The 12,188-nt window shown below is 32.2% G+C and carries 10 protein-coding genes and 4 pseudogenes; 8 read left to right on the top strand and 6 right to left on the bottom strand.

The genetic code is table 11. The annotated features are described in order from the left end of the window. The first annotated feature begins 203 nt into the window (after window positions 1–203). A pseudogene (locus ACQKN2_RS08540) lies at window positions 204–641 on the top strand (MarR family transcriptional regulator). Window positions 642–907: 266 nt separating this feature from the next. Here ACQKN2_RS08540 and ACQKN2_RS08535 read toward each other — a convergent pair. After that, window positions 908–1,648, bottom strand: coding sequence for an alpha/beta hydrolase (locus tag ACQKN2_RS08535; RefSeq protein WP_427414581.1), 741 nt, complete (start codon window positions 1,646–1,648; stop codon window positions 908–910). Between the two features lie 323 nt (window positions 1,649–1,971). On the opposite strand from ACQKN2_RS08535, the gene ACQKN2_RS08530 reads away from it, so the two are divergent. Beyond that, complete coding sequence (locus ACQKN2_RS08530; RefSeq protein ID WP_427414580.1) at window positions 1,972–2,619, top strand: pentapeptide repeat-containing protein; 648 nt, start codon at window positions 1,972–1,974, stop codon at window positions 2,617–2,619. 419 nt (window positions 2,620–3,038) lie between these two features. Further along, window positions 3,039–3,389 carry a hypothetical protein gene (locus ACQKN2_RS08525; protein WP_427414623.1) on the top strand — a complete coding sequence of 117 codons (351 nt, stop codon included), beginning with the start codon at window positions 3,039–3,041 and terminating at the stop codon, window positions 3,387–3,389. 97 nt (window positions 3,390–3,486) lie between these two features. On the opposite strand, the pseudogene ACQKN2_RS08520 reads toward ACQKN2_RS08525, so the two are convergent. Beyond that, window positions 3,487–3,933: pseudogene (locus ACQKN2_RS08520) on the bottom strand (class I SAM-dependent methyltransferase); the annotation flags it as partial. Window positions 3,934–4,070: 137 nt separating this feature from the next. Between ACQKN2_RS08520 and ACQKN2_RS08515 the strand changes: the two are divergent. Further along, window positions 4,071–4,388: a DHHW family protein gene (locus tag ACQKN2_RS08515; protein WP_427414579.1), complete on the top strand. Its 318-nt coding sequence runs from the start codon at window positions 4,071–4,073 to the stop codon at window positions 4,386–4,388. A 119-nt stretch (window positions 4,389–4,507) separates the two neighbouring features. Here the strand turns inward: ACQKN2_RS08515 and ACQKN2_RS08510 are convergent, their stop codons facing one another. After that, the gene (locus ACQKN2_RS08510; protein ID WP_427414578.1) at window positions 4,508–5,365 is read right to left on the bottom strand and encodes a metallophosphoesterase; all 858 of its coding nucleotides are present in this window, start codon (window positions 5,363–5,365) and stop codon (window positions 4,508–4,510) included. 410 nt (window positions 5,366–5,775) lie between these two features. Between ACQKN2_RS08510 and ACQKN2_RS08505 the strand changes: the two genes are divergently transcribed. The 4 genes from ACQKN2_RS08505 (at window position 5,776) to ACQKN2_RS08490 (ending at window position 9,796) form a co-directional block, all read left to right on the top strand. Beyond that, window positions 5,776–7,032 carry a glycoside hydrolase family 5 protein gene (locus ACQKN2_RS08505; RefSeq protein ID WP_427414622.1) on the top strand — a complete coding sequence of 419 codons (1,257 nt, stop codon included), beginning with the start codon at window positions 5,776–5,778 and terminating at the stop codon, window positions 7,030–7,032. A gap of 207 nt (window positions 7,033–7,239) precedes the next feature. Further along, a complete protein-coding gene (locus tag ACQKN2_RS08500; RefSeq protein ID WP_427414577.1) occupies window positions 7,240–7,812 on the top strand; it encodes a glycoside hydrolase family 73 protein in 573 nt (190 codons plus the stop codon). Window positions 7,813–7,823: 11 nt separating this feature from the next. Further along, a complete protein-coding gene (locus ACQKN2_RS08495; RefSeq protein ID WP_427414576.1) occupies window positions 7,824–8,462 on the top strand; it encodes a response regulator transcription factor in 639 nt (212 codons plus the stop codon). After that, window positions 8,459–9,796 (top strand): histidine kinase dimerization/phospho-acceptor domain-containing protein, encoded by a 1,338-nt coding sequence (locus ACQKN2_RS08490; protein WP_427414575.1) that lies wholly within the window; start codon window positions 8,459–8,461, stop codon window positions 9,794–9,796. The genes ACQKN2_RS08495 and ACQKN2_RS08490 overlap by 4 nt, the downstream gene beginning before the upstream one ends. A 440-nt stretch (window positions 9,797–10,236) precedes the next feature. Here ACQKN2_RS08490 and ACQKN2_RS08485 read toward each other — a convergent pair. From ACQKN2_RS08485 to ACQKN2_RS08475, 3 genes and pseudogenes are all read right to left on the bottom strand, one after another. Beyond that, window positions 10,237–10,584: pseudogene (locus ACQKN2_RS08485) on the bottom strand (N-acetylmuramoyl-L-alanine amidase family protein); the annotation flags it as partial. Between the two features lie 161 nt (window positions 10,585–10,745). Beyond that, window positions 10,746–10,905 (bottom strand): annotated as a pseudogene (locus ACQKN2_RS08480) (MFS transporter); the annotation flags it as partial. A gap of 8 nt (window positions 10,906–10,913) precedes the next feature. Further along, entirely contained in the window at window positions 10,914–12,113 is a 1,200-nt protein-coding gene (locus tag ACQKN2_RS08475) for a PepSY-associated TM helix domain-containing protein (protein WP_427414621.1), read from the bottom strand. Window positions 12,114–12,188: the final 75 nt, after the last annotated feature.

Here is a 12,188-nt window from a genome sequence, read left to right as displayed (position 1 = left end):
CATAGCAGTTCAAATATTAAGGAGTGTATTTTCTACTTTTAATTTTTTTCTCATTTATTCAAAGACTTCTCCCTAATTTACACAGCGCAGTGATGCTTAGGACTCTCTTTTATCCAAAATAGCTCAATTATGATTATTTCAATATTTTGGAAATAGAAATAAAAATTCAATATCATATTATTAATGCACTGGGACGACATGCCATGAATAAAAAAGAAAAGGTTATTATGGCATTCAGGGACTTATATTGTAAGATGGCTTGGCTTAAGATGGAAATCAGCCTCAAGGGGCATCAGCCTTCAGAAGTACACTGTATCGAATACATTGAGAAAAATATAGATTCCAACGTGACAAAACTTGCAGAGTCCTTATATTTGACTAAAAGTGCCATCAGTAAAATAACTAAGAAACTCATGGAAAAAGATTTAATCGAAAGTTACCAGAAACCGGACAATAAGAAAGAAATCTATTTTAAGCTTACTGAATAAGGGAAAGTAATTTACAATGTCCATGAAGAACTGCACCAAGAGTTTCGAGAGCGAGATAAGGACGTATTTAATCAGATAACCGAGGAACAATTTGACAGTATGCTTACCTTCGTAGAGAAGTATTGTAGGCATTTGGAGGGTATAGATATTTAACCAGAATAAATTCAGATAATAAAAATGCAGCCCTACTCTATCGAGAAAAGGCTGCATTTTTATTATCATTATTTTATTGACGGAGAAATAAAAACATGTTTTTTTTTATTTTCAAGGAAACGAAAGCACGAGTGTTAAGCTCATAATCGGTTCATCATGGCCCCATTTTCATTTCATGGAAAAAGGGGAAGTTTGAACATGGATATTGTTTCGATTATCTTAAAAAAATTTGTCCTTATTTAAAATCGGTTGATTTTTCATTAAAATTACCAAGTTAAATCATTTAAGAATGTAAGAATATCTTTGTTCACGTCGTTAATGTCCGTACCTATTGTCATTAAATGTTTAGAGTTCGGATACCCCTTTATTGTTTTTTGATTCGTTGCAACGCTTTGAAAAATTACCTCTGCACTCTCTTTATACAATAGTTCATCTAATTCACCATATAATATACGAATTGGTGACGTTAAAAGTGCTAATTTATCCATCGTTATATCAATTAACTGTTGGAACTCAACTAATGAATCGATAGACATAGTTTGAAGACGTTTCATTTCTAAATTTATTTGTTCTTCATTTTTCCCTTCAAGTTGTTTGTATCCTTTTGCATAATGAAAGACACGCTTTTGTAGAAAAGTAGCTTCCCTGTGTATTGGCACTGACATTGTCACAACACCATTTATCTCCAACTCTTGGCCTACTTTTAATGCAAACACACCACCAAGAGAAAGACCAATCACAGCTATTTTTTCAAAACCTTCATCCTTCAAAAACCGGTAACCGTTTAGAACATCTTGCCACCAATCTGATGGTCTAAATGTGAGAAGTTCTTCTGCTGTTAAACCATGTCCACTGTATAATGGTGCATAGCAAGAATAATTGTTCTTCTGCAAATACTTCCCTAACTTTTTCATATCAATAGTATTGCTTGTAAAAGAATGTAATAGTAAAACTGCCTTCTCTCCACCTTTATAGAAAAAAGGCTTAGGGGGTACTATTTTCATCATTATTTTAAATACCTCACTAACATATTCTTAGGCTTTAATTAAATAGCTGAACATTGAATTTTTACAATTCCTTTAAAGTATAACATCCATTTGTTATTGAACTAAACTGCTGCTCCGTTCGTATTATAAGGTCAGCCAGATATTTCTGGTTGACCATTTTTGGAAATATATAAAATATTTTTTAAAAATACTAATAAATTTATCTTTTCAAACAATTATTTTGCACACACTTTTCCAAAAAAATATAGTCTTATATAATTAAGGCTTTTTATTTAAACTTATTTATTAATAGTAAATAACTGCATTTGAAAGGCTGTGCTATTGTGGCAAAAGGTTTCAAAATTGAATTACCAAAATTACCATCACATTTAGAAAAAGCGAATTTTCAAGATATTTTTTATGAAGAAGAACCTTATTTATCAAACTGCATGATCTCTAACACCGTAATTGATGAAGAGTTTGTCGAAAGACTAGTTTTATCAAAAGTTATTTTTAAAAATGTGAGATTCATAAATGTTACTTTTAGAAAAATTGATTTGACTGATGTGATTTTTGAAAACTGTGATTTATCTAATTCCAGCTTCAGTGAAGGCTTAATACATCGAGTCAAATTTGAAAACTGTAAATTATTAGGATTAGATTTTTTAGGAGCTAATTTCGGAAATGTTTCTTTTGAAAATTGTATTGCAAATTTATGCGACTTTTCCGAGGCTCGTTTAAAACAAGTAATATTCGATCGTTCAACTTTACAGGGTGCGAACTATTTTGAATGCTCATTTAATAAGGTGATATTTTCTCAAAGTGATATTAATGATGTTGATTTTTCTCAAACGTCACTAAAAGGAATTGATATAAGCACATGTAAATTTGAAAGACTTAATGTTACCTTGGAAAGTTTGAAAGGCTGTGAAGTATCCTCAGAACAAGCTGTTGGATTTGCTTCATTGTTAGGATTAATCGTTAAAGCTTAAATCTGTTGTAAATAGAAATTTTATCAGTTTTAATTAAAAACTATTTTTTGTCTTAACGAACAAACCATTCGAAGGGCATAAACCAATTCTTAGCTGTAGCGTAAAACGACGCTGCGGCTTTTTTATTTTTAAATCTATTTTCTCAGGCTATGAACTATACAAACAACGTTATCACGACATATTAATAGTAATGTAAAGCTAATTTAGCCTTACACCTCCGAATTTTGTTACTGAGGGTCACTCCTATCCCAAGTGACCCTTTTTATAGTTTCTTTCCTCAAAGTGTTTAGGAACGCTTTTTTTATTTATTGAAACTAAAACTTACAAAATATAAGTTTCATTTCACCTAAATTTAATTGTTAAAACTAAAATTGTGTTTTAGAATTGCTATTGTTGGAAAACAATAAGAAAAACATGTTTTGAGGGAAATTTTTATTGAAAGACAAACTAATAAAATTTTTATCTATTTTGGTGGTAGTACAATAATTGCTTTAGCTCCAGCGACTTTTTTCCTTATCGATCAAGGTATGCCTAAGGAATTTAGTGAAGAAGCCTGGTCAAATACGAAAGAAAAAGCCATACAAGCTACCGTTGAGCATTTAAAAAACGAAAACAATATCGATGTTACAATAAATGAAGTTAGTTTTTCAGGTGAATATGCAACACATGAAGTATATTTAGAAGGTCATGTTGTTGGTAATGAGAATAAGAAAATCTCTGCTGTTGTAGATACTTCTGAAGAAGATTATCAAGTAAAACTGTTGATATGAACGCCTCATACGCTGGGGGTATATTTCTGTACTCACGTTTTATATTAATTTGCTTAAAATAGTGACCAATTAAGCCTTTCTTCAATAGCGTATATTGGAAAGTAATGAAAATCCCATTTTTCCTTAGGAGCTTTTTGGTTTTAATTAAAATAGCACTTGAGGAGCTTTTTGGCAAACTTGCAAAAGGAAGGCCAGAAACTACATAATCAATATATGGAATATTAAAGTCCTTTGTATACTTGTCGATTTCCTCAGCTGAATCATTAATAATGATCAAATTCTTTTCGTTCTTATACTCTTCTTTTAATAACGTACAAAATTCTTTATTATTCTCAATCAACATGACAACCGTATGTTGATTTCTGTTTTCAATAATCTTATCTGTAAAGACTCCTGTACCCGGGCCCAATTCTACTATGTATTTTGCATTATGGAAATCAATACAATCTACCATTTTTTCTGCAAGATAATTTGAACTTGGCAGAACCGCACCTATTGTCCTTGGATTTAATAAATATTGAAAAATAAAACTGAAAGATTTCATGTACACAATCACTCCATAGGTTTGAATTTTTCTACGGCTTTAGAATACATTTCAAACCTAAAGAAACAGTAGGAAAAATACTTAAGATTCCTTAATATTTATAAAATACATAGTGAAAAGTTTTTTATTTTTCACTTATGATTTTCACTTTCTCAATTACTGTGGAATCACTTATACTTCTAATTATGGTTGGAAATATAATAGTGGGCTTTACATTATTCTTTCTGTTACCAAAAGAAAACCTTTTTGAAAACGAAAAAAGTCAATTAACACCTTTTCCTGCTTTCTCAGCTGAAAGTTTTCTAAATAAAAGTTATGCCAAACAAATAGACATATATGTGAATGATGCATTTCCGTTTCGGGAGCAGCTCATTGAGTTGAGTGCCTTCTATAGGGATGTTAAAGGAATACGATCAGTGAGAGATGAGATACAAATATACAATATACAGAAATAATACAGAGAAAATTGTGAAGACACTTGAAGGGTTACAGTAAAAAACGAAGCCTAATCGAAATGATTAGGCTTCGTTTTTATTCTCCTAGATTAAATGGAAAGGAGATCTTGCGAGTATCTTCAATTTTTTAATAAAAAAACAGAAAGTTCTGGCTTACTCCAGAAGCGTATAGGCATTCTTGTTGTACCAATACCTCGATTTACATACAACTGTAATGGTTTTGATTTCCCCTTTAATGAATACATGCCTTCTACATATTGTTTTGCTAATGAAGTAGTGATAATAGGGCCAATGAATGGAAGTTGTACTTGTCCTCCATGACTGTGACCAGATACTTGAAAATCAACTGGATACTCAAGGACTTCATCTACTGCATCGGGTTCATGCACTAACAATATGTTAAAGTCCTTCTCTTGTAAGTGTTGAAGGGTATGCTGCACTTTTGGCTTGCCAAGTAAAAAATCATCAAGACCAGAAATCGTAATATAGTCATCATTGCTTGCCTTAATTTTTATAGTTTCATTAACTAAAACTGTAAAACCCGCCTCCTCCATATACTGTTCGTACAAATACCCCCCGCCGCCTCCACGGTCATGATTACCGAACACTGCATATTTTCCAAGAGGTGCGTGAATTTGGGACAAAATAGTTTGTGAGTATTTTCTTTCGGAAGTATACTCACGAAACTTGTCAATTAAATCACCTGTAAAGACTACAATATCGGGATTAATTTCATTTATTTGATCGATCAGCATTTTCTGCTGCTTATGAGAAAAATTCGGTCCGAAGTGTGTGTCAGAGAATTGCACAATCTTTACATTTTGAAAACTTTCAGGAATATTAGGATTTTTGATATCAGTCCATGTAATAGACAATGATTTTGTTTCAAAGTGGGACGCGTATAAATAAGTAGCGATTGGAAAAATGAAGATTATAAGGGAAATAACACATTTCCACTTAATTTTCTGTTGAAACATCCTTCTTATTAACTGTTTCAAGGGAGTGATTAATTTTACCATTGATAACCTATTTTTTTGTGTGTTTTTCGTATTACCTTTCATATGTCACCTCTATATTTATCATAAAAAACTACAATTTATTAAATGTTGTAGCATCTTATTGTTACAGGAAGTTGTCATTTTGGAGATTTATAAGATTCAAAGAATCATTTCTCGATTAGCAATTTAATAACAAACTAAAATTGCTATCTCTCGCCTATCGAATACCCCTCATTAAACTTTCAAATGATCCTCAGATTGATTTCAGATGAACATACACACATCTGCTTATTTGTCACTTTCACTTAACATTGGTTCAGTAGTATATATAACGAGGTGATAATATGAGAGAAATAAATCAAAGGAAATGGCTGAGAGGAAAATTCAAAATGATAGCCTCCCTTGGTTGTTTTTTAACAGTAGCACTTGCTGCTGGTTGTAGTTCCTTAGAGCAAGAAAAGAAACATGAAATACAGGAAGTTAAGGAGGTAAAGAATGATTTTTGGAATGAACAACGAAAAGGAACAAACTTTATGAATTCTTCTTCTTTACCGAAAAATTATGAAGAGGCGAATGGATTCAATATTGAATTTATCCGTTTAGCACCTGATAAATGGGCAAAAGATAGAGGCTTCTTATTTAATGACGAACCTGACCCAAGTCCTAATAAGGATTTCTTAATCGGTAATGCAGATCAATATGAGGGAATTGTTGAAGAAGATTTTATAAAGTTAAAAGAGGATTTGGATGCAGCATATGCAAGAGGGTCAAAAGTTGTACTGACTGTTCTAAGTCTTCCAGGAAATCGTTGGAGGCAGTTTAATAACTATGAAAATGACGACCGTATTTGGCAAGACTTTAAATATCATGAGCAAGCAGCACTTTTTTGGAAAGATCTTGCCTTCCGTTTGAAAGATCATCCTGCAGTGGTTGGATATAACGTAGTGAATGAGCCACACCCTGAAACAGCTACGGGATTTAATGATTTTTGGACTGAAGATTATGACAAATGGTACAACAAATTGGAAAATACTCCTGCAGATTTAAACCTGCTTTATGGAACAATTGTAGATTCTATACGAATTGTAGATTCTGACACACCAATTATTTTAGATTCAGGTTTATTTGCCACTCCATGGGCGATTAAATATTTAAAACCAATAGATGACGATAATGTGTTATATGCTTTCCATATGTATGAACCTTATGAAATGACAAGCCAAAATCGAAAAAAAGGATTCACATACACTTATCCTGGCAAGGTGAAGGTCGGTGAAGATCAAGCAGAAAAAATGTTCGATAAAGCTGCATTGAAAGATTTTTTAGAACCAGTTGTACAATGGACAGAGCAACACAATATACCAAACAACCGAATTATTGCTGAAGAGTTTGGAATTAACCGAATGGTTGGCGGTGCCGATCAATATATAAAGGATTTAATTGATATTTTCGATGATTATGGCTGGCACTGGGCATTTTATGCATTTCGTGAAGATACGTGGGAAGGTATGGATTTTGAATTAGGAAGTCAGCCAGTCAAGGAGGCCTATTGGAAAGCTAAGGATAATGGCAAACTACCGGATAGAAAAGATATAGAAGTTGATAATTCGATTTGGGATGCATTGAAAAAAGGACTGAACAAATAACCTTGTTCTTTTACACATAGGTTTAGAAAAAATTATTTATCAGTAGTACAAACCATAGTTTGTACTACTTTTTTTTAGAAAGAAGCGAACAAAGTATTCATTAATCGTATTAAAGGTTTTTCATCTACTCTTATTCTTTTGTAAAATGACTGTAACATTCCTCTTTTAAAATACATGTAATAAATTCATTTAAAAAGAGGTTATATAATGAAAAGAATCTGCAAATATAAAAAATACAAAGTGTTTATAATTATACTAGTAGTTAGTTTAGCTTTACTTTCTGTTTTTTTTATAAGACTATTTCAGAAAGAAAATAGAGAATTTCATTTTATAGATGAAATCGCTCCTATAGCTGTAGAATTAAACCAACAAACAGGAGGAGTATTACCGAGCATAATAATAGCTCAGGCTATATTAGAATCGAATTATGGTGAAAGTGAATTGGCTGTAAAAGCAAATAATTTATTTGGGATAAAAGGTAGCTACAATGGCATGTCAGTAAAAATGGCAACTATTGAATATAAAAATAATAAAAGTTATACAATAGAAGCTGAATTTAGAGCTTATCCAGATTTAAAAAGTGCCTTAATTGACCATACTAAATTATTTTTAGAAGGAACGAGTTGGAATAAGCATCAATATTATGATGTTCTTGCTGCAGCGAATTATCAGGAAGCAGCACATGCTTTGAAGAAAAATCATTATGCCACAGACCCTATTTATCCTGAAAAATTAATTGCTATTATAGAACAGTATAATTTAGAGAAATATGACAAATAGGAGATAAATATATGAATGTACTTATCGCTGATGATGAACTAGATATGTTAAGGATTTTACAAAGTTATTTCAAAAAGGAAGGATTTACGGTATTTACGGCTACAAATGGTTCAGAGGCACTTGATATTTTCTATAATGAAAAAATTGATTTGGCCATTTTGGATTGGATGATGCCAGAAAAAGATGGGATTACAGTTTGCCGCGAAATGAAGAAGAATCAAAAAATTAAAGTATTAATACTAACAGCTAGAGATACAGGAGAAGATGAATTTATTGCCCTATCTGATGGCGCTGATGATTATGTAAATAAACCATTTTATCCAAAAGTTTTATTAATGAGGGTAAAAAAATTGTTGCAAATGGAATCCATTCAACGAATAAACGATGTTTCATTTGATATTTCAAGCAAACGTGTATGGAAATCTGGAGAAGAATTGATTTTAACAAAGACTGAATTCGAGCTTTTACGTATATTTAGCCAAAATAGAAGACAAATATTAACGAGAGATCAACTACTTGATTTAATATGGGGTATGGACTATGAGGGTGATCCACGGACAGTAGATACACATATTCGACGTCTACGTGAAAAAATTGGAGAGGATATTATCCAAACGCATCGAGGCGTTGGATATAGCACAAGGGAATGAAAGGAAAAATTGGAACAAAATTAACTATTTATATAACTCTTGTTGTTATCATCACATTTAGCATCTCACTTGCGGTAAGTCATTTTTTTCTACCGAGATATTATCTTCATCAATTGAACAAAAACGTAACTAATGCTTTTTCAGTGTACCAGGAATTTGAGGATAAAAGTTTGGTGGAGCATCGATTTGATGTAACTATTCTTTCAGTATCGCTAGAAGATAATATTAATGTCCTGAATGAAAATTTAAAACAGCAACTTGCAAGAGAACATATTGCACTTAATAAATTTTGGGTTTCTGAAGAAGTATTACAAAAAGTTAATGAGGATAAAATTGTGGGCAAGGTTTACAATCAGGGAAAACAAAAGTCCAGTTTTATCGCACATTATTCAAAAGAAGGTAATCAGCTAATTATGATTGGAGCCTCTATGGCTAATTTTATTGATATAGCCTATTTTATTAATCGTTTTAACATATTCTTTTTGATAGTCAGTATCTTAGTGATTATTATAATTACTGCCTTTCTATCCCGAAAACTAACAAGACCTTTAAATGAACTTAAAAAGGTTGCAAAAGAAATTGGCGAGTTGGATTTTAAACAGGCTGAAATTCGGACAGGAGATGAAATTGAGGACCTTGCAAAAAGTATTAATAAAATGAGTAAGGCACTCGAAAAAGCGCAGCAGGATTTATCTAAACGGAACATTGACTTAAAGCAATTTATGATTGGTTTAACCCATGAGCTTAAAACTCCTTTAGCATTAGTTAGAGTATATTCCAGTGGAATTGAAGATGGTATGGATGATGGAACTTATCTTACAACCATTAACAAGCAAGTTGATAGAATGGAAAAAATAATAACAGATATGCTTTATTTCGCCAAAACAGAAGACAATGATTCTAATAAAACTAACTTTGATTTAATTATGTTGATTAATGAGATATTGGATAATTATCGACATATACAAGGAAAAAAACAAATTTATTTTAAAACTGAAGTTACTGAATTTATGCTGACGACTGAGCAAGATAAAGTACGTTTCATTTTTGAAAATATGATTAGTAATGCTGTCAAATACGCTTCTGAGGATCAAATTCAAATTATCTTTCACCAAGACGGTGTGTTTGAAATTAGTAATGATACTACGCTTACAGATATTTCTAGAATATGGCAACCCTTTTATGTTGGAGAAAGTTCTCGTGACAAGAACTTTTCAGGCACTGGGCTCGGACTTGCAACTGTTAAAAGCCTTGCTGAACAATTAGGATATAAAACGCAAGCAACGCTTTCTAATGGTAATATCAAATTTAAAATCGATTTTGGTAAATCATGATACCTTAGTACCATCAGGAGTATATTTTTTAGCATTAGTTATTATATTGTCTAAAATGCACTTTAATAAAAGCTCGTCTGCTTCGAGCATGACATCCCCTGCATATTGAGTAATCGCCAATACTTAAGCAATACATTCATCTGTCAATCGTATCGGAGATGACAAGTTATTAATATTCGTAATTTGATTACAAGCTTACTTTTTAAGTATAATCTTACCTAAAATAAAATTAAGTATATCCTTGCCAACACGGCAAAGATATATTTAAAATCACAAAATAAAGCATAAAGTTTCCGAATGGAAATTTTATGCTTTACGTCACATAATGCTGCTTCCATTGCAGAAATCTCCCCCATTTTTACTAGTTCAATTCAACATACAAAAAATACAATTCTTTCTGATTAAATAGAAAGAATTGTATTTTCAATTTAATTATTTTGTTAACTAGTAAAATACTCAATGATGCCATCAACAATACCCTGTTTCGTTTGTGCTTGGAATTCTGCTGAATTCATTCTTTTTTCATCACCTTCGTTAGATGTAAAGCCTAACTCAATTAAAATTGCTGGTGAAAAATTTTCCCTAAGAACAAGGTAATCACTACCTTGAACACCTCTATCGCGAGTATCTATTTTTTTATTAAAAATAGCTTTTTGTACAATTTTAGCTAATTGCTTATCTTTTCTGTTATTAGATCCATAATGAATTGTTATTCCTTTTACATTTGTATCCTCAAAAGCATCATGGTGAATGCTAATATATAGATCCTCTGAATGGTCTTTATTAATAATACTTTGTTTGAGATATGTAGAACTTATATCTTCTAAATGACTGTAGGAAATGTTTCATTTCAGTTCGAAGTAACTCCTTAACACGTTGATTACTTTGAAACTATTCCAAATGTTATTGTTTAGTAACCATTAAATACTTTAGGGTCATATAACTTATCTCAAGCTCTTATTGACCAAATGACAACGGGGATAAGTACTAAGGATAAAAGCCCTCCTGCTACCTGCTAAAGATAATACCGCATAACTTGCATTAGCCACTACCATGCCTGAGAATGCACCACCAGAAGCACCTGCTAGTGCAACTAAAACATCAATTTCCCTTGTGTTTATGCTACGGCTCTCGTGTCGATTTTCTGTTTCCGTTTGTTCTTGTTCTTTCTCTTATACCACCACATATAGACACCAGTGAACATCAGTATAGATGGAGTAAGACCACCGATAGCATACAAAATTTTAGTAAATAAACCTCCAAAACTACCAGTATGTAATGGAAGGTGCCATGTTTGATACATAATCCCACTATTAACGCGTGGATCTAGCTTGCCCACTACTTTTCCGCTATACTGATCTACCCATACTTTTACATTTCCATTCCCTGGATCGAATGAACCGCTGAGACGAAATTCCACTGCGCCTTCTGGAGTTCCACTTTCCACCTTTTCGGGTATTCTAGCTTGCATTAGTGTTCCCTGTGGTACTGCTTTTTCAGCCTTATTTATCAATTCATCAAGTGGAAGCTTACCACTGGAAAGTGGTTTTGAGATAAGCTGCTCTTCTGGAGGCATCACCTTCGCTTTTGCACCAAACCAACCAAAAATCATGTCATCATATGCAAAAAGTGCTCCTGTTAACGAGACAACCAATAAAAACGGAATGGAAACTCCACCAATGACTTTATGAAGATCATATTGCCGTACATAAGGATTGGCATTACGTCTTAAAATAAACCCTCGTGTCCATTTTTTAATCCCCGGCCACCATAAATATAATCCTGATAATGTAATAAAAAAGAACATAAATCCAATCGTACCGATGATTTTCTCACCATTGAAATCTTTTAACAGTAGCTTTTCGTGAAACTCTGTTATTAGATTAAAAAATGCTTTATTCCCTAATGTTCCATTTATGTATCCTGTTCCCGGATCGACAAATATGTTTTGTTGCTCTTCTCCTTCTTTAAGGCGGAATAGATAAACTCCTCGAGCGTTAGGTTCACTTGGAGTGTATACACGGTCAATTTGACCTTTTGGATATGATTCTGATACAACCTGCAAGGCTTCTTGGTACGTAACTTTTTTTCCTTCGGTTACTTTATACAAATTAGGATGCAGCATGCTGTTTAGTTCAGGTTCAAAGACAAGCAAACTTCCTGTTAAGCCAATCAGTACTATAAAAACCCCTGCTAGCATACTAAGCCATAAATGAATTTTTGAGATGATTCTACGTGTTTTAATATAAATGCCTTCTTTCCAAAAGTAGTATGAATTTGTGAACGTAATCATTAATATAAAGAGAATGATTATCATTGTCAATTAAAATTATTATAACTATTAAAAACATGCTATTATATTTATCTTTATTTACATTTAATAGTTATAAAT

This window comes from Lysinibacillus sp. NPDC093688, assembly GCF_050280145.1.
GTDB classification, from domain to species: Bacteria; Bacillota; Bacilli; order Bacillales_A; family Planococcaceae; genus Lysinibacillus; species Lysinibacillus xylanilyticus_B.
Note: the sequence above shows the minus strand (reverse complement) of the source record. Positions and strands in the feature narration are given on the sequence as shown.